This window comes from Microbacterium sp. ANT_H45B (genome assembly GCF_008369345.1).
In the GTDB taxonomy this organism is placed as follows: domain Bacteria; phylum Actinomycetota; class Actinomycetes; order Actinomycetales; family Microbacteriaceae; genus Microbacterium.
In genome coordinates this window covers 235,281-257,239 of sequence record NZ_VOBK01000003.1, presented here as the reverse complement: position 1 = coordinate 257,239, position 21,959 = coordinate 235,281, and the positions used below count along the sequence as shown (strand labels likewise).

The 21,959-nt window shown below is 65.0% G+C and carries 17 protein-coding genes and 1 tRNA gene; 15 read left to right on the top strand and 3 right to left on the bottom strand.

Annotated features, from left to right (window positions below):
• Nucleotides 1–144 precede the first annotated feature (144 nt).
• From FQ142_RS13435 to FQ142_RS13425, 3 genes are read left to right on the top strand one after another with little or no spacing between them, the layout of a single operon-like run.
• Nucleotides 145–1,149 (top strand): ABC transporter permease, encoded by a 1,005-nt coding sequence (locus tag FQ142_RS13435; RefSeq protein ID WP_056412394.1) that lies wholly within the window; start codon nt 145–147, stop codon nt 1,147–1,149.
• Nucleotides 1,150–1,183: 34 nt separating this feature from the next.
• Entirely contained in the window at nt 1,184–2,134 is a 951-nt protein-coding gene (locus tag FQ142_RS13430) for an ABC transporter permease (RefSeq protein ID WP_045254698.1), read from the top strand.
• Nucleotides 2,131–3,843 carry an ABC transporter ATP-binding protein gene (locus FQ142_RS13425; protein WP_149423701.1) on the top strand — a complete coding sequence of 571 codons (1,713 nt, stop codon included), beginning with the start codon at nt 2,131–2,133 and terminating at the stop codon, nt 3,841–3,843. The genes FQ142_RS13430 and FQ142_RS13425 overlap by 4 nt, the downstream gene beginning before the upstream one ends.
• A 30-nt stretch (nt 3,844–3,873) precedes the next feature.
• Here FQ142_RS13425 and FQ142_RS13420 read toward each other — a convergent pair whose 3' ends face one another.
• Nucleotides 3,874–4,251, bottom strand: coding sequence for a sigma factor (locus FQ142_RS13420; RefSeq protein ID WP_149423700.1), 378 nt, complete (start codon nt 4,249–4,251; stop codon nt 3,874–3,876).
• 304 nt (nt 4,252–4,555) lie between these two features.
• On the opposite strand from FQ142_RS13420, the gene rpoB reads away from it, so the two are divergent.
• Together rpoB and rpoC are read left to right on the top strand one after the other, a co-directional pair.
• Complete coding sequence (gene rpoB / locus FQ142_RS13415; RefSeq protein ID WP_056412383.1) at nt 4,556–8,059, top strand: DNA-directed RNA polymerase subunit beta; 3,504 nt, start codon at nt 4,556–4,558, stop codon at nt 8,057–8,059.
• Between the two features lie 85 nt (nt 8,060–8,144).
• Nucleotides 8,145–12,020, top strand: coding sequence for a DNA-directed RNA polymerase subunit beta' (gene rpoC / locus FQ142_RS13410; RefSeq protein ID WP_056412380.1), 3,876 nt, complete (start codon nt 8,145–8,147; stop codon nt 12,018–12,020).
• Nucleotides 12,021–12,124: 104 nt separating this feature from the next.
• On the opposite strand, the gene FQ142_RS13405 is transcribed toward rpoC, so the two are convergent.
• Nucleotides 12,125–12,727, bottom strand: coding sequence for a hypothetical protein (locus tag FQ142_RS13405; RefSeq protein WP_149423699.1), 603 nt, complete (start codon nt 12,725–12,727; stop codon nt 12,125–12,127).
• 86 nt (nt 12,728–12,813) lie between these two features.
• Here FQ142_RS13405 and FQ142_RS13400 point away from each other — a divergent pair, with 86 nt between their 5' ends.
• The 8 genes from FQ142_RS13400 to FQ142_RS13365 all read left to right on the top strand — a co-directional run bounded on the left by FQ142_RS13400 (nt 12,814) and on the right by FQ142_RS13365 (nt 19,437).
• Nucleotides 12,814–13,743: a PfkB family carbohydrate kinase gene (locus FQ142_RS13400; RefSeq protein WP_149423698.1), complete on the top strand. Its 930-nt coding sequence runs from the start codon at nt 12,814–12,816 to the stop codon at nt 13,741–13,743.
• Nucleotides 13,744–13,829: 86 nt separating this feature from the next.
• Nucleotides 13,830–13,914: transfer RNA gene (locus tag FQ142_RS13395), tRNA-Tyr, on the top strand.
• A gap of 273 nt (nt 13,915–14,187) precedes the next feature.
• Complete coding sequence (locus FQ142_RS13390) at nt 14,188–14,706, top strand: hypothetical protein (protein WP_149423697.1); 519 nt, start codon at nt 14,188–14,190, stop codon at nt 14,704–14,706.
• A gap of 10 nt (nt 14,707–14,716) precedes the next feature.
• On the top strand, nt 14,717–15,154 hold the full coding sequence (locus FQ142_RS13385; RefSeq protein WP_149423696.1) for a hypothetical protein: 438 nt from the start codon (nt 14,717–14,719) through the stop codon (nt 15,152–15,154).
• Nucleotides 15,155–16,086: 932 nt separating this feature from the next.
• Nucleotides 16,087–16,713, top strand: a complete 627-nt coding sequence (locus tag FQ142_RS13380) for a hypothetical protein (RefSeq protein ID WP_149423695.1) — start codon at nt 16,087–16,089, stop codon at nt 16,711–16,713.
• A 302-nt stretch (nt 16,714–17,015) separates the two neighbouring features.
• Nucleotides 17,016–17,741, top strand: a complete 726-nt coding sequence (locus tag FQ142_RS13375) for a peptidoglycan-binding protein (protein ID WP_188042404.1) — start codon at nt 17,016–17,018, stop codon at nt 17,739–17,741.
• On the top strand, nt 17,738–18,382 hold the full coding sequence (locus tag FQ142_RS13370) for an ABC transporter ATP-binding protein (RefSeq protein ID WP_149423693.1): 645 nt from the start codon (nt 17,738–17,740) through the stop codon (nt 18,380–18,382). The genes FQ142_RS13375 and FQ142_RS13370 overlap by 4 nt, the downstream gene beginning before the upstream one ends.
• Nucleotides 18,379–19,437 (top strand): hypothetical protein, encoded by a 1,059-nt coding sequence (locus FQ142_RS13365; protein WP_149423692.1) that lies wholly within the window; start codon nt 18,379–18,381, stop codon nt 19,435–19,437. Before FQ142_RS13370 ends, FQ142_RS13365 begins: the two co-directional genes overlap by 4 nt.
• A 349-nt stretch (nt 19,438–19,786) precedes the next feature.
• Here the strand turns inward: FQ142_RS13365 and FQ142_RS13360 are convergent, their stop codons facing one another.
• Entirely contained in the window at nt 19,787–20,140 is a 354-nt protein-coding gene (locus tag FQ142_RS13360; protein ID WP_149423691.1) for a histone-like nucleoid-structuring protein Lsr2, read from the bottom strand.
• 361 nt (nt 20,141–20,501) lie between these two features.
• Between FQ142_RS13360 and FQ142_RS13355 the strand changes: the two genes are divergently transcribed.
• Both FQ142_RS13355 and FQ142_RS13350 read left to right on the top strand, forming a co-directional pair.
• Entirely contained in the window at nt 20,502–21,110 is a 609-nt protein-coding gene (locus FQ142_RS13355) for a TetR/AcrR family transcriptional regulator (protein WP_149423690.1), read from the top strand.
• Between the two features lie 125 nt (nt 21,111–21,235).
• The gene (locus FQ142_RS13350) at nt 21,236–21,955 is read left to right on the top strand and encodes a hypothetical protein (protein ID WP_188042403.1); all 720 of its coding nucleotides are present in this window, start codon (nt 21,236–21,238) and stop codon (nt 21,953–21,955) included.
• Nucleotides 21,956–21,959 lie beyond the last annotated feature (4 nt).

Sequence of the window (21,959 nt, the reverse complement as noted above, 5' to 3'; positions counted from 1 at the left end):
GCGGGTCGGCACCCCGGTCCCTGAGCGGGCCGGCATCCCGGTCGCTGAGCGGGTCGGAACTCCGGTCCCTGAGTGGCCCGGTGCTCCCGGTCCCTGAGCGAGCGGAGCGAGACGAAGGGTCCGCAACCGATCAACGGAGACCTCTTGCTGCGCACCATCGGCAGGCGACTGCTTTTCCTCATCCCCACCCTGATCGGGCTCAGCATCCTGCTGTTCGCCTGGGTCAGGGCCCTGCCCGGTGGCCCCGCGGTCGCGCTTCTCGGTGAGAAGGCGACCCCGGAGGCCGTCGCCAGGGTCAACGAGCTCTACGGATTCGACCGACCGATCCTCGAGCAGTACTTCATCTGGGTCGGCCGCCTCCTCCAGGGCGACTTCGGCACGTCGATCCAGACGAACCGGCCCGTGGTGGAGGAGTTCTTCCGCCGCTTCCCCGCGACGATCGAGCTGAGCGTGCTCGCCTTGATCTTCGCGGTCGGCGTCGGCATCCCGCTCGGATACTGGGCGGCGCGACGACACGGCAAGTTCACCGATCACGCATCGGTGGTCATGAGCCTGGTCGGCATCACCATCCCGGTCTTCTTCCTGGCCTTCATCCTGAAGTACGTCTTCGCGGTGCAGCTGGGCTGGCTGCCGTCGGACGGGCGGCAGAACCCGCGCATCGATGCGACGCATCCCACCGGGTTCTACGTATGGGACGGCATCATCACCGGCGAGTTCGACGCCGCGTGGGATGCGATCCTGCATCTCGTGCTCCCGGCGCTCGCACTCGGCACGATCCCGCTCGCGATCATCGTCCGCATCACGAGGGCCAGCGTGCTCGAGGTGCAGAACGCCGACTACGTGCGCACAGGTCGTGCGAAGGGCGTCGGCGCGTCCACGTTGCGCAGCCGCTTCATCCTGCGCAACGCCATGCTGCCGGTGATCACCACGATCGGCCTGCAGACCGGGCTGCTGATCTCGGGGGCGGTGCTCACCGAGACGGTGTTCGCGTTCCCCGGCATCGGCTCGTTCCTGGCGCGGGCGATCTTCACGCGCGACTTCCCCGTGCTGCAGGGCTTCATCATCTTCATCGCCATCGCGTACGCGCTGATCAACCTCGCCGTCGACGTGTCGTACAGCTTCATCGATCCGAGAGTGCGGGTGCAGTGATGTCCCGTCTCGTTCCCCGAAAAGAGGTGACGTCATGAGCGTCGCACTCCCACCCGCACAGGGCGGCGGTCTGATCGACACCGTCTCGATCGCCCAGTCCGATCTCAAAGAGGGGCCGGGCGGCTTCTGGCACGACGTCTTCCGTCGGCTGCGCCGCAACCCCACGGCCTGGATCGGCGCGGGCATCGTGCTCGCGTTCCTGCTCGTCGCGGCGCTCGCGCCGCTGCTCGCCCCGTATCCCGAGACCGCACTGCCCGGCGCGAAGTTCATCACTCCGACGAACATCCCTGGACCCGGCGAGATGCCCGAGTTCCCGCTCGGGCTCGACCGCTTCGGCGGCGACGTGCTCTCCAAGCTCATCTGGGGTGCGCAGGCCTCGCTGCTGGTCGGCGTGATATCCACCGCCCTCGGCCTCGTCGGCGGAATGGTGCTCGGGCTGCTGGCCGGCACCTTCGGCGGGTGGGTCGACACGCTCATCATGCGCGTCGTCGACATCATCCTGTCGGTGCCGAACCTGCTGCTCGCGGTCTCGATCGCGGCGATCCTCGGCCAGACGCCGTTCGCGGTGATGATCGCGATCGGTGCGTCGCAGGTGCCGATCTTCGCCCGGCTTCTGCGTGCGTCGATGCTGCAGCAGCGCTCCAGCGACTACGTGCTCTCTGCGCAGACGCTGGGTCTCGGGCGCGGCCAGATCACGATGTCGCACGTGCTGCCGAACGCGATCGGCCCCGTCATCGTGCAGGGCACGCTGACGCTCGCGACCGCGGTCATCGATGCCGCGGCGCTGTCGTTCCTCGGTCTCGGCGGCGGTCGCCCCGAGACGGCCGAGTGGGGGCGCATGCTCACGTATGCGCAGGCGGAGCTCGCGATCGCCCCGTGGCTGGCCTTCTTGCCCGGTATCTGCATCGCGGTGACCGCGCTGGGCTTCACCCTGTTCGGTGAGGCGCTGCGCGAGGCCATGGACCCGAGGACGAGAGCACGATGAACGCTGCGAAAGAGAACACGGTGCCCGACGCCCCCCTGCTGTCCGTCGAAGGACTGGCCGTCGACTTCGCCACGATGGACGGCGTCGTGCATGCCGTCGAGGGCGTCGACCTCGAGATCGCGCCGGGGCAGACCGTCGCGATCGTGGGGGAGTCGGGGTCGGGCAAGTCGACGACCGCGATGGCCATCATCGGGCTGCTCGCCGGGGGAGGTCGCGTCGCCTCCGGCAGCATCCGGCTCGACGGGCGCGACATCACCCACGCCCCCGAGAGCGCCCTGCGGTCGATCCGCGGGCGCGACATCGGCCTGGTGCCGCAGGACCCGATGTCGAACCTCAACCCGGTCGCCAAGATCGGCACCCAGGTGGCCGAGACCCTCCTCGCGCACGGACTGGCCACACGGCAGAACGTGCAGCAGAAGGTCGTCGAGGCTCTGACGGCCGCGGGGCTGCCGGATCCGGAGCGCCGCGCGAAGCAGTATCCGCACGAGTTCTCGGGGGGCATGCGCCAGCGGGCGCTGATCGCGATCGGACTCGCCTGCAAGCCGCGCCTGCTGATCGCCGACGAGCCCACGAGCGCGCTCGACGTGACGGTGCAGCAGACGATCCTCGATCAGATCGGCGCGATGACGCGGGAGCTCGGCACCGCCGTCCTCCTCATCACGCACGACCTGGGTCTCGCCGCCGAGCGTGCCGAGCGGGTGATCGTGATGCACCGCGGCAAGGTCGTGGAGCAGGGGCCGGCGAAGCAGATCCTCGAGGACCCGCAGCATCCGTACACGCAGTCGCTGGTGAAGGCGGCGCCGTCGGTCGCAGCGGCGCGGCTTCGACCCGAGGCGTTCCATGCCGAGGATCGTCCCTCTGCCTCGGACGAGACGACGGATGCCGGGCAGCCCCCCGCCGCCGTCGTCGCCGACAACATCGTCGAGATCGAGAACCTCACGAAGGTGTACCCGGTGCGCGGCCAGAAGGAGGACTTCGTCGCCGTCAACGACGTGTCGCTGGCGATCCCTCGTGGTGAGACCGTCGCGATCGTGGGGGAGTCCGGGTCGGGCAAGACCACGACCGCACGGATGCTGCTGAAGATCATCGAGCCGACGAGCGGTCTGATCCGCTACGAGGGCAAGGACGTCGCCTCGCTCAGCCGGGCGGAGACGAAGGCCTTCCGTCAGCGCGTGCAGCCGATCTTCCAGGATCCCTATTCGAGTCTGAACCCGATGTTCACGATCGAGCGGCTGATCTCCGAGCCTCTCGACTTCTATCGTCGGGGCAGCAGCGCGGATCGCCGCACGCGGGTGCGCAAGCTCCTCGACGACGTCGCACTCCCGCAGTCGATGCTGCGGCGGTATCCGTCAGAGCTGTCGGGCGGACAGCGGCAGCGCGTCGCGATCGCCAGGGCGCTGGCGCTGTCGCCCGAGCTGATCGTGTGCGACGAGCCGGTCTCGGCGCTGGACGTGCTCGTGCAGGACCAGATCCTGACGCTGCTCGGCGATCTGCAGACCGAGTACGGGCTCAGCTACCTGTTCATCTCGCACGACCTCGCGGTGGTGCGGCTGATCAGCGACTACGTGTGCGTGATGAAGGACGGATCGCTGGTCGAGGCGGCCTCGTCCGAGGAGATCTTCACCAACCCGCGTGATCCGTACACGCGGCGTCTGCTGGCCTCGATCCCCGGCAACGAGCTCAACATCTCGAGCGCGGCCGGGGCCTGATCGCTCGGGGCGGGAGGCCGTCGCAGCCGCTCACGCGACTGCGGTGGCACCGCCCGGGTGCAGCCCATCGGCGGACGGCGGCGTCACGGGAGTGCCGGCCGTCGCCGAGAGGGTCCGCTCGACGGCGCGGCGGCGGGCGATCCCCGAGATCCACGCGCGCACGTCGCCGCGGTGTGCGTCGAAGTCCGCGGCGTGCGACCACACGTGCAGGTAGCAGTCCTGCAGCACGTCCTCGGCCGCATCTCGACGGGGGATCACGCTGAGGATCAGCCCGAAGATCTGCGCGCAGGTGAGGTCGTACAGACGGGCGAAGGCGCTCTGGCTTCCTGCCGCGATGTCCGCCATCAGCCCGGACTCCACGCCCGACGCCTCTTCCGAGTCGCGGGGCGGGAGGGGGCGGAGAGTCATGGATCGATGCTGGCACGCGGCCGTCCGCAGCCGGGAGGTCTTGCGCGGGGGAGGCTCGCAGTGGTAGACCGGTCGCCTGGTACGGACGTGCACCCACACGAGCGCCAGGCGTCAATACCGCAGCATCCGAGATTGGTCAAGGACTGCACTTGCCATGTCGCCGTATCGTGCGTATAGTTGGTAGTTGCGCTCGCTTCTCCATGCCCTCATATGGTGGTCGGCATTTCGTTGAGCTTCTGAGCGCACACTCCACCTGACGACAAAGGAATCGAGAAGCCCTGCGGGGCTCACGGAGGTTATTCCCTTGGCTGCTGCTCCCAACGCATCCACATCCACCACCACTAAGAACGGACGCGGAGCTTCCCGTCTTTCGTTCGCCAAGATCTCCGACACGCTGACGGTCCCTGACCTTCTCGCTCTGCAGACCGAATCCTTCGGATGGCTCGTCGGCAACGACGCCTGGAAGGCTCGTGTCGCAGAGGCCAAGAAGGCCGGCCGCACCGACGTCAACGAGAACAGCGGTCTCGGCGAGATCTTCGAGGAGATCTCCCCGATCGAGGACCTCGGCGAGACGATGCAGCTGTCGTTCACGAACCCCTACCTCGAGCCGGAGAAGTACTCGATCGAGGAGTGCAAGGAGCGTGGCAAGACGTACGCCGCTCCGCTGTACGTCGAGGCCGAGTTCATGAACCACCTCACCGGTGAGATCAAGACCCAGACGGTCTTCATGGGCGACTTCCCGCTCCAGACCGACAAGGGCACGTTCATCATCAACGGGTCCGAGCGCGTCGTCGTGTCGCAGCTCGTGCGCTCGCCCGGTGTCTACTTCGACAAGACCCCCGACAAGACGTCCGACAAGGACATCGTCTCGGCGCGCGTGATCCCGAGCCGTGGTGCATGGCTCGAGTTCGAGATCGACAAGCGCGACCAGGTCGGCGTGCGCGTCGACCGCAAGCGCAAGCAGTCCGTCACCGTGTTCCTCAAGGCGCTGGGCATGACCAGCGAGGAGATCCTCACGGAGTTCGCCGGCTACACCTCGATCGAGGAGACGCTCGCGAAGGACACCATCGTCACGAAGGAAGATGCGCTCCGCGACATCTACCGCAAGCTGCGTCCGGGCGAGCAGGTCGCCGCCGAGGCCGCGCGTGCGCTCCTCGACAACTTCTACTTCAACCCGAAGCGCTACGACCTGGCGAAGGTGGGTCGCTACAAGATCAACCACAAGCTCGGTCTCGACCAGCCGCTGAACTCGTCGGTGCTGACCGTCGAAGACATCGTCGCGACGATCAAGTACCTCGTGCGTCTGCACGCGGGCACCGAAGAGACCTTCCCCGGCATCCGCTCGGGCAAGAAGGCCGACATCCGGATCGCCACCGACGACATCGACAACTTCGGCAACCGTCGCATCCGCGCGGTCGGCGAGCTGATCCAGAACCAGGTCCGCACCGGTCTGTCCCGCATGGAGCGCGTCGTCCGCGAGCGCATGACCACGCAGGACATCGAGGCGATCACGCCGCAGACCCTGATCAACGTGCGCCCCGTCGTCGCCGCGATCAAGGAGTTCTTCGGAACCTCGCAGCTGTCGCAGTTCATGGATCAGAACAACCCGCTCGCGGGTCTGACCAACAAGCGCCGCCTCTCGGCCCTCGGCCCCGGTGGTCTGAGCCGTGACCGTGCAGGCGTCGAGGTCCGTGACGTCCACCCGTCGCACTACGGCCGCATGTGCCCCATCGAGACGCCTGAAGGCCCGAACATCGGTCTGATCGGTGCTCTCGCGACGTTCGCGCGCATCAACTCGTTCGGTTTCATCGAGACCCCGTACCGCAAGGTCGAGGGTGGCGTCGTCACCGAGCACATCGACTACCTGACCGCCTCGGAAGAGGTCGACTTCAACATCGCGCAGGCCAACGCCCCGCTCGACAAGAACGGCCGCTTCCGCGAGAGCCACGTGCTCGCCCGCCCCAAGGGCGGAAGCGGTGAGGTCGACCTGTTCCTCCCGGAGGAGATCGGCTACATCGATGTCTCGCCGCGCCAGATGGTGTCGGTCGCGACCTCGCTCGTGCCCTTCCTCGAGCACGACGACGCGCAGCGCGCCCTCATGGGTGCCAACATGCAGCGTCAGGCCGTGCCGCTGCTGCGCAGCGACTCGCCGCTCGTCGGAACCGGTATGGAGGGCTACACCGCCATCGACGCCGGTGACGTGCTCACCGCCGAGAAGCCGGGTGTCGTCTCCGAGGTCTCCGCGGACCGCGTCACCGTCATGCTCGACGAGGGCGGCACGCAGGACTACCACCTGCGCAAGTTCGACCGCTCCAACCAGGGCACGTCGTACAACCAGAAGGTCGTCGTCAACGAGGGCGACCGCGTCGAGGTCGGAGAGGTCATCGCCGATGGTCCCGCCACCGAGAACGGCGAGCTGGCCCTCGGGAAGAACCTCCTCGTCGCGTTCATGACGTGGGAGGGCTACAACTTCGAGGACGCGATCATCCTCAGCCAGGACCTGGTGAAGGACGACACCCTCTCCTCGATCCACATCGAGGAGTACGAGGTCGACGCCCGCGACACGAAGCTGGGCAAGGAGGAGATCACCCGTGATCTCCCCAACGTCAGCCCCGAGCTGCTGAAGGACCTCGACGAGCGCGGCATCATCCGCATCGGTGCCGAGGTCCGCCCCGGCGACATCCTCGTCGGCAAGGTCACGCCGAAGGGCGAGACCGAGCTGTCGGCGGAAGAGCGTCTGCTCCGCGCGATCTTCAACGAGAAGAGCCGCGAGGTCCGTGACACCTCTCTGAAGGTGCCCCACGGTGAGCAGGGCACGATCATCGCCGTCAAGGAGTTCAACGCCGAGGACGGCGACGACGAGCTCGGCTCCGGCGTGAACCGCCGCGTCGTGGTCTACATCGCCCAGAAGCGCAAGATCACCGAGGGCGACAAGCTCGCCGGCCGTCACGGCAACAAGGGTGTCATCGCCAAGATCCTCCCGATCGAGGACATGCCGTTCCTCGCGGACGGAACCCCGGTCGACATCGTGCTGAACCCGCTCGGTATCCCCGGTCGAATGAACTTCGGCCAGGTTCTCGAGACGCACCTCGGCTGGATCGCCAAGCAGGGCTGGAAGGTCGAGGGAACCCCCGAGTGGGCCACCCGCCTCCCGAAGGATGCCTTCGAGGCAGCCCCCGGCACCAAGGTCGCCACCCCGGTGTTCGACGGTGCGAGCGAGGAGGAGATCGCCGGTCTTCTCGACGCGACCATCCCGACGCGCGACGGCATCCGTCTGATCGACTCCAGCGGAAAGGCCCAGATGTTCGACGGCCGCTCCGGTGAGCCGTTCCCGGCGCCGATCTCGGTGGGCTACATGTACATCCTGAAGCTGCACCACCTGGTCGACGACAAGATCCACGCGCGTTCGACCGGACCGTACTCGATGATCACCCAGCAGCCGCTCGGTGGTAAGGCGCAGTTCGGTGGACAGCGATTCGGTGAGATGGAGGTCTGGGCCCTCGAGGCCTATGGCGCCGCTTACGCTCTGCAGGAGCTCCTCACGATCAAATCCGACGACATCCTCGGCCGCGTCAAGGTGTACGAGGCGATCGTCAAGGGCGAGAACATCCAGGAGCCCGGCATCCCCGAGTCCTTCAAGGTGCTCATGAAGGAGATGCAGTCGCTCTGCCTGAACGTCGAGGTCCTCTCGGCCGACGGCACGCTCGTCAACCTGCGTGACACCGATGATGAGGCCTTCCGCGCTGCGGAGGAGCTCGGCATCAACATCTCCAGCCGCTTCGAGGCCGCCTCGATCGACGAGATCTAAGGCCCAGGTCGCCGTCCGGGCGTGACGCTCGGACGGCGGCCCGCCTCCCCGATTTCTTCAGAAGAATTCCTACACAGGAGAATTTGTGCTCGAGTCAAACACTTTCGATGAGCTTCGCATCGGCCTGGCCACCGCGGACCACATCCGCGCCTGGTCCTACGGCGAGGTCAAGAAGCCTGAAACCATCAACTACCGCACCCTGAAGCCGGAGAAGGACGGTCTCTTCGGAGAGCAGATCTTCGGCCCGTCCCGCGACTGGGAGTGCGCCTGCGGAAAGTACAAGCGCGTCCGCTTCAAGGGCATCGTCTGCGAGCGCTGCGGCGTCGAGGTCACCAAGTCCTCGGTGCGTCGTGAGCGCATGGGTCACATCGAGCTCGCCGCTCCCGTCACCCACATCTGGTACTTCAAGGGTGTCCCCTCGCGTCTCGGCTACCTGCTCGACATGGCGCCGAAGGACCTCGAGAAGGTCATCTACTTCGCCGCCTACATGGTCATCTCGGTCGACGAGGAAGCTCGCCACCGCGACCTGGGCACGCAGGAGAACAACATCCGTCTCGAGCTGAAGACGCTCGGAGACCGTCGCGACGCGAAGATCGCCGAGCGCCTGGCGCGCCTGGAGGAGGAGCTCGCTTCCCTCGAGGCCGAGGGTGCCAAGGCCGACGCGAAGAAGAAGGTCAAGGACGCCGGCGAGAAGGAGATGTCGCTCATCCGCAAGGGTGCCGACGAGGCGATCGCCAAGCTCGAGCGCGTGTGGGAGGACTTCCGCACGCTCGAGGTCGGAGCGCTCCGTCCCGAGGACGACGTCTTCCACGAGCTGCAGGACCGCTTCGGTCAGTACTTCGAGGCCTACATGGGCGCCGAGTCGATCCAGCGTCGCCTCGCGGCGTTCGACCTCGTCACCGAGGCTGAGAACCTGCGTCTGCAGATCTCCGAGGGCAAGGGCCAGCGCAAGATCCGCGCGATCAAGCGCCTGAAGGTCGTCAGCTCGTTCCTGGAGACCGGTATGAGCCCGGCCGCCATGGTGCTCGACGTCGTTCCGGTGATCCCGCCGGAGCTGCGCCCGATGGTGCAGCTCGACGGTGGCCGCTTCGCGACCTCCGACCTCAACGACCTCTACCGTCGTGTGATCAACCGCAACAACCGTCTCCGTCGCCTGATCGACCTCGGTGCCCCCGAGATCATCGTCAACAACGAGAAGCGGATGCTGCAGGAGGCCGTCGACGCACTGTTCGACAACGGTCGTCGTGGTCGCCCCGTCACCGGTACCGGCAACCGCGCCCTGAAGTCCCTCAGCGACATGCTGAAGGGTAAGCAGGGTCGTTTCCGCCAGAACCTGCTCGGCAAGCGCGTCGACTACTCGGGCCGTTCGGTCATCATCGTCGGACCGCAGCTCAAGCTGCACCAGTGCGGTCTGCCCAAGCAGATGGCTCTGGAGCTCTTCAAGCCGTTCGTCATCAAGCGTCTGATCGACCTCGGTCACTCGCAGAACATCAAGGCCGCGAAGCGCGCCGTCGAGCGCACCCGTCCCGAGGTCTGGGACGTGCTCGAGGAGATCATCCGCGAGCGTCCCGTGCTGCTGAACCGTGCGCCCACGCTGCACCGTCTCGGCATCCAGGCGTTCGAGCCCCAGCTCGTCGAGGGCAAGGCCATCCAGCTGCACCCGCTCGTCTGCGCGGCGTTCAACGCCGACTTCGACGGTGACCAGATGGCTGTCCACCTGCCGCTCTCGGTCGAGGCTCAGGCCGAGGCCCGCGTGCTGATGCTCGCGTCGAACAACATCCTGAAGCCGTCCGACGGACGTCCGGTCACCCTGCCTTCGCAGGACATGATCATCGGTCTGCACCACCTGACCACGGTCAAGGCGGGCGCAGCCGGTGAGGGCCGTGCATTCGGTTCGGTGGGCGAGGCGATCCTGGCCAAGGACGAGGGAACCCTCGACCTACAGGCCAAGGTCCGCATCCGCATCCCGGGTCTGACGTTCCTCGAGGGCGAAGCTCCCGAGGGCTACGAGCGTCACGGTCTCGTCGACGCCTCGCTGGGTCAGGCGATCTTCAACGACACGCTGCCGAAGGGCTACCCGTTCGTCCGCGAGCAGGCAGACAAGAACAAGCTGTCGCAGATCGTCAACAAGCTGGCCGAGGAGTACCCCAAGGTCGAGACCGCTGCGTCGCTGGACCGCATCAAGGACGCCGGTTTCTACTGGGCCACGCGCTCGGGTGTGACCGTCGCCCTCAGCGACATCCTCACGCCTCCGAACAAGGCCGAGATCGTCGCGGGCTACGAGAAGCAGGCCGCGAAGGTCCAGTCCCAGTACGAGAAGGGCCTCACGACCGACACCGAGCGTCGTCAGGAGCTCATCAAGATCTGGACCGAGGCGACCGACGAGGTCCAGGCCGCGATGCGGGCGAACTTCCCCGAGGACAACACCATCAACCGCATGGTGTCGTCGGGTGCTCGTGGTAACTGGCTGCAGATCCGCAACATCGCGGGTATGCGTGGTCTCGTGAACAACCCCAAGGGTGAGATCATCCCGCGTCCGATCATCTCCTCGTACCGCGAGGGTCTGTCGGTGGCGGAGTACTTCATCGCGACGCACGGTACCCGTAAGGGTCTGGCCGACACCGCTCTGCGTACCGCCGACTCGGGTTACCTGACCCGTCGTCTGGTGGATGTCTCGCAGGACGTCATCATCCGCGAAGAGGACTGCGGCACGTCGAAGGGCCTCGAGCTCCCGATCGCCGCTCCGAACTCGCAGGGCGAGCTGGTGCGCGATGCGAACGTCGAGAACTCGGTGTTCGCCCGCACGCTGGCCTCCGACGTGGTCGACAGCAAGGGCGAGATCCTCGCCTCTGCCGGAGACGACGTGGGCGACGTGCTCATCGACAAGCTGGTCGCTCTGGGCGTCGAGAGCATCAAGGTGCGCTCGGTCCTGACCTGCGACTCCGCCGTCGGTGTCTGCGCGCAGTGCTACGGACGTTCGCTGGCGACGGGTAAGACCGTCGACATCGGAGAGGCCGTCGGCATCATCGCGGCCCAGTCGATCGGTGAGCCCGGTACCCAGCTGACGATGCGTACCTTCCACACCGGTGGATCCGCCTCGGCAGACGACATCACGCAGGGTCTGCCCCGCGTGCAGGAGCTCTTCGAGGCACGTACCCCGAAAGCCGCATCGCCGATCGCCGAGGCCGATGGCCGCATCACGATCGACGAGACCGACAAGGCCAAGAAGGTCATCCTCACGCCCGACAACGGCGACGAGGAGGTCATCTACCCGGTGCTGAAGCGTGCGACGCTTCTTGTCGAAGACGGCCAGCACGTCACCGTCGGTCAGCCGCTGCTCGTCGGAACGCTCGACCCCAAGGAGGTCATGCGTGTCATGGGCGCCCGTGAGGTCCAGCGTTACCTCGTCGGTGGTGTCCAGGGCGTCTACCGCTCGCAGGGTGTGCCGATCCACGACAAGCACATCGAGGTCATCGTCCGTCAGATGCTCCGCAAGGTCACCGTCGTCGATCACGCCGACACGACCCTGCTCCCGGGTGAGATGGTCGACCTCAAGCGCTACCAGGCGATCAACCGCGAGGCCGTGGCAGAGGGCAAGCGCCCCGCGTCGGGCCGTCCGGAGCTGATGGGTATCACGAAGGCGTCGCTCGCGACGGAGTCGTGGCTGTCGGCAGCTTCCTTCCAGGAGACGACCCGCGTGCTCACGCAGGCCGCCATGGAGGGCAAGCGCGACCCGCTGGTCGGTCTCAAGGAGAACGTCATCATCGGAAAGCTCATCCCCGCGGGAACCGGTCTCTCGAAGTACCGCGACGTCACGGTCGAGGCGACGGAAGAAGCCAAGAGCGAGCGCTACCCGAACCGGATCTTCGCATCCGACGGTGCGTACGCCGACGGCGACTTCGGCTACGTCGACTTCGACGCGTTCTCGACGGACGACATCACGCCGGGTACGTACAACTGACGCACTGAGTGAGTGAGAAGGCCCCGGGCGATCTGCCCGGGGCCTTCTTCGTGTCCGGACAGGAGCAGTCGTGCCCGGACAGGAGCAGTCGTGCCCGGCCGGGATCAGTCGAAGAGATGCGCGATGATGCTCGAGGTGTAGCCGTCCGGCGCGAGGTTGGAGTACCGCGTGTCGATCAGGATGTCGTCGCGCCAGAACAGCGTGCGTCCGTCGGTGACCGGATACTGTGCGTTCGGCCAGGTCTTCTCGCACCGCGTGCCGTCGTCGGGCGTGAAGCAGCTGAAGCCCTCGTTCGTGACGAGGGCGTTGAGCATGTCGAGCGCAGGGCCGCGGTTCATGCCTGACACGGTGGTCACCAGGTTGGTGGTGTCGGCGCCGGGGTCACCCCAGATGCAGGTGAGGGTGCCGTCGTCTCCGACCCCCGAGGGGCCGAAGGCCGCGTCGTTGAGAGGGATGCCGTCGAGCTGCGCGAGGACGGCGTCCGAGAGGATGGCGCGGCAGTCGGTGGGAAGGGCGATCGGGGTGGAGGTCGGTGTCGGCGAGGCTGAGGGCGACGGGCTCGACATGCCCTCCGGGTCTGCGCTCGCGGATGCACCGGGGGAGGCGCTCGCGCCACCGGAATCGGACCCGCCGCCGGGGGCCCCGCAGCCGGCCAAGACAGCGGTGAGCAGGAGAGCCGCAGCGCCGGCGGCGAGTCGCGCGTTCATGCGCTCACCGTAGCGCGCGGTCGATGCCTCGCGGCGCAGGCGGACCGTGCCGACACGGAAGCTCGTGGCGCGGTAGTCTCGGCGGAATGAGTGATGAATCCTCCCGAGCATCCGGCGCCGTCGTGATCGGCGATGCGCTGATCGATGAGATCCGTGGCGACGGCGGCGTGCGAGAGCTGGTCGGCGGTGCTGCGCTGAACGTCGCGGTGGGGCTGCGTCGCCTCGGTGTTCCGACGACGCTCATCGCCATGGTCGGCGATGACGAGGCGGGTGCGCACATCCGCGAGTACCTCGACGACCACGGTGTGACGCTGATCTCGAGCACCGCGCCGAACGGCTCGTCCCGGGCGATCGTCGAACGCGGTGCAGACGGCGAACCCGTGTATGTCTTCAACGAGGCGGCGCAGCGGCGCAGCATCCGCTACTCGGAGCAGGCCGTGCAGGCGATCGCGGATGCCGGCCTCGTCGCCGTGAGCTGCTTCCCCTTCGACGTCCCGGCCGAGGTCGATGCTCTCGTCGACGCCGTGGGGGAGGCGCGCCTGGCGATCGACCCCAACCCGCGAGCGGGGATGCTGAGCGATCGTGAGGAGTTCGTGCGCGGGTTCGAGCGCGTGGCCGCGGGGGCATCGATCGTCAAGGTCGGGGCCGACGACGCGGCTCTTCTCTACGACGGCGATCTCGACGCCCTGCGTTCCCGTCTGCGCGCTCTCGGCGTGCGCGCGGTCCTCGCGACCGCAGGGTCCGACGGCGCGACGCTCGAGACGGACGGCGCGGTCGTCACCGCACCGATCTCCTCGCTGCCCGGCCCAGTCATCGACACCGTCGGGGCAGGCGATGCGACGCTGGCGGCGGTGGCCGCGGGCCTTGCCGACGGCACCCCCGTGGATGCCGAGGGATGGCGGCGGATCCTCGTGCGAGCCATGGATGTCGCAGCCGCCACGTGTCGAGCGGAGGGCGGTCTGCTGCGCACCCCGGAGTCCCTGGCCGATGCGGACCGGGGCGTCTTCGGCAGCTGACGGTCCGATTTCTCGCCCCCGCCTCCGACAGGTATGATTATCTATCGTGCCCCCGGTTGGCTGTCCAAGTCGGACGGGTGTGCAATGGCGAGTTACCCAAGCGGCCAAAGGGATCTGACTGTAAATCAGACTGCTCAGCATTCGGGGGTTCGAATCCCTCACTCGCCACCACGGATTGTTCTCGGTTCTAGAGCTCACATGTTCTCGGATCTGAACACCACTGAAGAAGAGCCGCTGGGTTTCCCGGCGGCTCTTCTTCGTTCTTGACTCGCTCAAGTTGCGGGGCCAGCTGGCTCAACTGCGCCTGGCGTCGAGGAACACGAGGCGCGGGATCGCTTTGGGGACGCGTGCCTGGCGAGGGCTGCGCCTGGCGAGGGCTGTGCCTCGCGTGGTGGTCGAGGGATGGTCCCCTCGGCTACCCCCTTTCGAGGGGCGGTCCGGTGCGTGACCCCCCTGACCACCTGTGGACAGCACGAGCTCTTTCCCTCCGGACTCGTCCTGCCCACAAGGTGGACTGCGGACCACCGACCAATCTGCGCCTTCGACTACAAAGACCGCCCATTCGCGAAGAACTACAACTGGACCTGGTACGCCTCGGTCAACCTCGGTGTGTACGCGGACTGCAACGACCTCTCCGACGACTGCAACCGAAGCTCCATGGCAATCGGGATCAAGGAGCCCCAGAAGATCCCGAGCTACCCCAACGGTCAGCAGGAAGTGCTGTTCTCAATCACAGCCGGCCGCGGCCTGGATAATACAGGAGGAGTCTCCGGCACTGTCCAGTCGATCAACAAGTCCTGGTGCAACGATGTCCCGCTGATGGCTCTCACGGATTGCATGGGAGTCGCTGCGGGAACGGACGGTGAGCGGATCACTCTGAACGCCTCACGGGGCTTCATCGCACCCAACAAATGCTGGCAGTCTGCGAACCGCGGGCAGGACGCACCCATCACCTACTGCTAGGAGACAGCGAATGGTTCAGTCCTCGTCATCACGCGCTACGGGATGGGGAATCCTCGCGTTGAGCGTGATCGGGATGGTGCTCGTGTGGATCGCATTCGCGGGGCAGTACGTCGACTCCCGTGAAATCGAGAGCCAATGCTCAACAGACGTCCCGGGTGGAGCAATCGTCACTGAAGACGCGACGGCCTACGCGTCTCAACGCACCTTCATCCCCGCGGGACGACTGTGCACGTACCCCACAGAAGACGGGGGCACCGTTTCTGTTCAGACCGGATGGCCGTCGACTATCGGAGCCTTCATCGGCTCAGCGCTCGGGGCCGTGGCACTTGCCCTGTCATGGGGGCTGTGGCGCAGAACAACCGCGATGCAGCAGGTTCTCATCCACGCCGTGGTTCTCGCGCTCGGACTCGGGTGGGTATCGATGGCCAACTTTGCAGCGCTCGGCTAGCTGAAATCCGCGACCTTGTAGCGGGTCCTCTTCCGTCGGTAACGGGGGAAGGGGACCCACTACACGCTGAATAGCCGGTCCGCGAGGAGAAACGTGCTCACCGAGATGCGAGACCGATGCCTTGTTCGGCGCGGCGGGTATCTCAGACGATGACACTTCGCCTTCGGGGATAGCGGCGTAGACATGGTCCTTCGCCTCGGGGGGATCCTCCGGCGTTGACAGCACGGTACTGACCGCCTACGTGATGGAGACGGCGGCAACAGGCATCGCAGCTATCGCTGCGCCGACCGCGACGGCGGTTCGTCGGTTGCCACTTTGCTCACTGTGTCCCCACGTCTCTTGACGGGGATGCACGACTCTGAGTTCGGATGTGTACCGCGCTACGGCTTTTCGCAAGTGCGAAACAGTGCACGCTTATCGATCGATCTGCAGCCACACAGTACCTTCATAGGTAACGTTGTGTTGGCTCTCAGTTTTCCTCTAGTGTTGTACCGCATGGGTACTCACCTGTGCGGTACACATTAGGGGGGACTTTTGTCTCAATCGAAGAGCATCAAATCTAGGAAGTCATTGCGACAGAAGATCGGTGCGGGAGTGGCAGCTGTCGCGCTTTCGGCTGGAATCATCGGTGGCACGGCGGCTCCTGCCAACGCCATCGACGGCGTGTACTACCTTCACTCCAGCTGGGTCGAAGCGGTAGCGGAGATGAACTCGTTCACGAACTATGGCACCTGGAGGGCGTACGCTCAACTGGGTGGCACGGTGAAATGGGGAGCTTCCTCTACCACCCACACTGCTGCTATCGTGCAGGGCTTCAACACCACACATCAAGCACGTCTGTACTTGAATGGTGGCATCTGGAAGTCCGCACAGTCATAGCGACACTCTCCACGAAGATCGCCCGCTAGCGAAGAGGACTTATGGGATTTGAGATGACGAAGAGGGTATTTGGGGTCTCGAGCCTTATCGTCCTTGCGCTTCTTGCGACGGGGTGCAGTGCCTCGGGCAGCGACGACACGGACTCAGGGAAGATCGCGAGTTCGATGTCGGTGCTGTTCGAGGAGGCGCTCGCTGGAGAAGTCAACGACTTCGAGCGTGCAGTGCTGGAACGCGGGGTGGAGGACGGGCGGATCGGCCAGTCTGACTACGCCGAAGCGACGACGATGTATGCGACGTGTATGTCAGGGGCCGGATACGCACTCGAGCGAACGGACCACCTGAATGGCCTCATCGAGTTCCAGCCGCCAGCGTTGACCGCTTCGCAGGAGATTGACGACTTGATGGCAATGGACTACGAATGCATGAGCACAACCGGCGGGAACGTCATCCGCCTGTACGAGCTGCAACAGGGCAACCCAAGCCTGCTTCGTGACACCGCGACGGTGGCTGCGGAGTGTCTCGCGGCGTCCGGAGTGGTGCCTCCCGATTTCGACAAAGAAGACTATCGGCAGGCATTCTCGTCTGATGGCAAGCTGTCCGAGCTGTCCTTTGACGTAACAGATCCCCGGGTCGGATCGTGCCTCTATGGGATCGGCGTCACTGTCGGAATCGACGAATGAGGTCGAGATGGCTTCCACGGTCCATCGCTTTCCTCGTTGGTCTGGGAATGGCAGTGGGCGCGCTCGCGACATACGTGATGCTGCCGGCGCCCACCTCCGACTTGTCGGCTCCGAGGCCCGTAACCACATTCCCGGTGACGTCAACATCCTTCGCTGACCCGAGGACGGTCGCGTTGCGACCGTCTTTCAGCGCGCAGGCCCAGCTCTCCCTCGGGAGGAGCGGTGTCATAACGGAGTCGTCTTGCACCCCCGGCGTCCCCTTCGGCAGCGGAACGACGGTGGCCAGAGTAGACAGCAACCCAGTGATTGCTCTCGCGACGTCAATCCCCTTCTACCGCGATCTCGTTCCGGGGACCGAAGGCGCCGATGTGAATGCGCTGCGAGCAGCCTTACGTGCACTGGGTTACACGATTGATGCGGAGGGTCCCTACCGTGGCGCGGTCATCGACTCGCTTGCGGACCTTCAGAAACGCAACGGCGTGAATCCCGCCGACGGAGCATTCCGGCTCGCGGACTTCGTGTGGATCCCGGCGAGCGGCGGTGCCCCTTCGGAATGCGAGGTGTCTGTGGGGGAGCAGTATTCCCAAGGTTCACCTTTCGCGGTGGTGCCTGGTTCATTGCGCTCCCTCCAACTCGTACCCTCGACCTCGGCGCCGGTGCCAGGACCTCGCGCTGCCCGTGTCGCAGGTGTTGATGTGGATCTTCCAGAGAGCGGCGTGATCTCCGATCCAGAGGCCGTCGCGCGGGTTGCATCGTCCCCGGAGTTTGCAGAGGCGCTCGATTCGGAGACAATCGCGGCATCGACAGAGTTGAAGGATGCGCGTCAGGCCGTAGCGGTTCCACCCGCTGCAATCTTCGGAATTCAAGACGCTGCAGCATGCGTGCAAGACGACAACGGCGAGGCCCGTGTTGTGTCGCTTCTTTCTTCGAGCCTCGGAAGAACGCTCGTAACCTTCCCAGAGGGTGTTGATGTGCCGCGTGCTGTGCGCCTCAGTGACGCAATCGACGTCACCACGTGTACGCCATGACCCCGAACATCGAATCGTCGCTCACGCTCGACGGTGTTGCGCACTCCTGGGACGGGTCGGAGTTTCTCTTTTCCGGTCTGACTCAAACCCTGCATCGAAGCGAGTCGTGGGCGCTCACGGGACCCTCCGGCTCCGGCAAGTCCACTCTCCTTTCGATACTCGCCGGCTGGGAGCGGCCGACTCTGGGAGAGATTCAGCGACGCGACTTGAGGCGTGTGCACTGGGTGTTCCAGAACCCCCACGGACAACCGCAGCGAACAGCACTGGATCATGTCACTTATCCGCTCTTGGCCCGTGGAAGCTCGCGTAGGCCTGCAGGCGCCGAGGCCCTTGAGATCCTTGACATGTTCCGTCTGGGCGGGCGGGCCGGGGCACTGTTCGGGGAACTGTCCGGAGGGGAGTCTCAACGACTCATGCTCGCGCGCGCGGTGGCGGCGAAGCCAGACCTTTTGCTCGTCGACGAACCGACGGCACAGCTGGATCGAGCGTCCGCGTCTGCTGTCAATGCGGTCCTGGGAAACCTTGCCGCAAGTGGCGCCCTCGTGGTCGTTGCCAGTCACGACCAGGACACAATCGCAGCCTGTGATTTCAGAATGGATCTCGCGTCGAGCGCCTCCATCACCTCGCCGGTGCCCGGATGAGGGCGTCAGCAATCGCGAGTGAGGCCTGGCGGAACTTCACCAGCGGCACAACGCGAGGAGGGCTCCTGGCGCTGTGCGCTGCGTTGCTGGCGACGCTGCTTCTGGCGGCTGACACCCTGTCCATAGCCCAAATCGAAGATCGAGCCCAGGCCTTCAGAGCGAGCTCTGGGTCGGTCCGAATCCTCGCTGCTGAGGGGGCAATCGACCCCGTGTCGTGCGAGAAGCTGGACGGCCTTCCCGGGATTGAGGCATCCGGATCTCTGCTCCGCGCAGATCCCTATCGTGTCGCCGCGCTGCCCGGAACCGAGATTCCGGCGTATGAGGTGAGCGCTGGGTTCGTTGACTTATTGGGCGTGCACCCCATGCCGGACTCGGGGTTCTATCTCGCAAGCACGTTGGCGAATCGTTGGGAGATCAAGGCTGGAGCCGTCCTCCAGACGGATCTGGGTGAGGCGCCGGTTCTCCAGGTGTTCAACCAGTCCGAGGAGGACGGTCGCGATCCTCGGCTGAACAACGCGTTGCTGACCATCGGCGCGCCCGAGCGAGCCTCCGAATGCTGGGTCGATATCTGGCCATACACGACGTCTCTCGACCACCTGCTTTTCAGCGCCCTAATATCTGATGAGGCCGGAGCGGAAAGCGCACAGATCGTCGCCGCTAACCCGACGGCGGGGGAGTCAGCTGATTTCCACGAGCAATTCTCGAACCGGATTACGATTCACTCCTATCCTGCGATAGTGGTCTTGTTCGGAATTCTCGGGTTCGCCGGGATGCTTCGTCGGCGCTTAGAGATCGCGAGCAACCTCCATTCCGGCGCCGGTCGCGGTGCCGTCACAGCGACGGCCGTGGTCGAGACGATCCTGTGGGCCACTGTCGGGGCCGTGTTGAGCGCAAGTATCTCGGTGTGGGTAGGACAGGCTGTCGGAGTTTCCGTGGGGGCGTCCACCTTTCTTGTGCTCGCCGTCGCAGTCGGGATCGCAGCACTGGGAGCATCGGTGCCACCCTTGTGGATCGGGGAGGAACGCCTGTTCCGCGACTTCAAGAATCGAACATGATGAGCGCTCCCGGCGCCGTGGATGTGCCGTGACTCGGGCGCAATGCGGCGCGCATCTCCCCAAAGCGCGATTCCTCCGCTCCGTCGGCCTTCCCCCGCTGCGTGATGAGATCGCACCCACCTCGAAGGACGCGGAGCACTCCGCTCAGCTCGTCAGCCGGCTCGTTCTGTCGGCATCGGAGCTGCGGGATTAGGAGTTCAGGCGATCCTGTCCCCGGTGGCCAGGTCGGTAGCGTGAGTGATCTCGCGTGATATCCGACCTCTACTGCTCGCGCGAGCGCTCGCGCGATGGAGGACTTCTGCGAGGGCCGCACTTGTCGACCCCGCGCGCGCTCTGGGGAATGCTCGGCTCAGCGAGCGCGGGTGGCCTTGCTTGCCGCGTATGCAGCGCGAACTTCGCTTGGCACTCGGCCGTATCCGCTGACTGCGATTCCTTGTGCGCGCGCCCATTCACGGATCTCGGCAAGCTCGCTCGTGGACTTGCGCCGCCGAGGTGCGGTGGGTGAGACGCTTTCGCTAGATGCTCGCGCGACCTCGACGAAGGGCGCGACTGCTGCTTCCAGCTTAGCGAGGTTGGCGGCGCTCAGATCGAGTTCGAACTGCCTGCCTTGAAGGGCGAACTGGACCGTCCCGCCTCCCTGTTCGCCATCGATGGGCTTCCCGTCCAGGTCATCGATGAGCTCAACGACAACTCTCTTCGACATGGTTTTCTCCCTGGGCGCGGCTCGAAATCTGCGTACTCAGGATATCTTTTTTTGAGAAGAATTGTGTCTTCGACGAGGTGAATTGAAAAGCAATGTGCGCGACTTGGTTTTGTGCACCATAAGTGCACGCTGTGAATAAATGGAGGATCGCGCCCCGAGCAACGAATCAGGTGACGCTCAGCGCGGAACGTCTCCACTCGGCAAAGGGACAAGAGTGCCCTCCCGTCGCGCCCGTCCGTGATGTGCCCGGATCAGTCTGTGATCCAGCCGGTTGGCACTCGTCCGCGTCTGTGTGTAAACAATGTGAGCGCCCGGATTAGGATGGGTACGGTGAGAGGGCCCCGTGAGTCGAGGAGGTTCGATGGCCACGCAGAGGATGCCGCGGCTGAAGCAGCAGCGCTCGATTGACACTCGCGAAGCGATCCTGTCTGGTGCAGCGAGAGTGTTCGCTCGCGTCACGTACGCCGAGTCGCGTTACAGGGATGTTGCGCTTGAGTCTGGAGCGAGCGAAGGTGCGTTGTACTTTCACTTCCGAAGCAAAGCCGACCTGGCAAGGGCCGTCCTGGCCGAGCAGCAAGAGAGAATGACCGCGGTCCTAGTGGAGACTGAGGCCGAGCCCGGAACGGGGCTGGACATCCTGCTCCGGCTCATGGTCAATCTCGGAAACCTCATTGCCCGCGACGAGATCGTGCAAGCAGGTATTCGGCTCGCCGGGCAGCCGTCGACCGAGGTCACCGCGGAAGTGAGTGAACCGTATGTGGAATGGGTGCGCATCGCTAGGGCGCTGATTGCTCGAGGAGTCGAAGACCAGTCCATCCGTAGCGACGCCGATGTCGCCGTGTACGCCGAGTTCTTCAATACGGTCTTCGTTGGTTCGCAAGTGCTATCGGGTCTAGAAGACCACTGGGCTTCTTTGCCTTCCAGGATCAAGCGACTTACCCCCGCACTTGAAGCGGTCCTTTCCGCGTGAGTGCCTAACTGGCGATGCCCACCGGAAGCACCGAGCTCCTCTCCCCGGACAACGACACGGGACGCGGAAAATTCTCTGCAGGTCCAGTCCGAGCTGAAGAGATTCATAAGTCGAGGCCGGCGAACGTGTGGATCCACCGCACGGTCGCTGAGACTGCTCACTCCCTGACCGCGCACTTCGATCTTCCCGACGCGAGCAGTAGTCCTCGCTTTGTCGACTTCGTTGAGGTGCAACGTCAGATTGGGATCCTCCAAGCTCATCGCCAGCTCGGCGTGCCGGAGCGTGATGTGTTCATCCTCGACAAAATCTCCCTGCGATTGGTCGCGCCAACCGCCCCGGGGGATGCGTCGAGTGCTCGCGGCATCATTCGTGCGCATCTTGTGGCCACAGGTGGGGGCGGCCGTTCGCGCTCTCTCACCCAATACTTCTCGCTAGAGGGGGCTACGGGGCTGATTGCGGTGGGTAAGGCTGCATCGTCTCTTCTGCCTCGCACGGTATATGAGCGAATCCGGCGGCAGTCTCCCACGTCAACGAACGGAATCTCATTGAGATCGAACTACACCTATTCCGAACCGATCCGTATCGACCCGGACGACCCCCTTGTCTCCGACCATCCATCAGATCACCTCACTGCTATCCAGACCATCGCGGACGTGGAGAGGGTCGCCCTTCGACAGACGCCCTCCACGAACGTCCGCTCGTTGAAGCTCACCTTCCAGCGCTACGCGGAGCTGGAACCGAGCCCCACCTTGCGACTCAAAGTGTCCGGCACCGGCAGGCTCGTTGCCGAGGTGACACAGCACGATATCCGTCGGATCAAGATCACCGGTTCGGTAGCGAGCTGAAAGG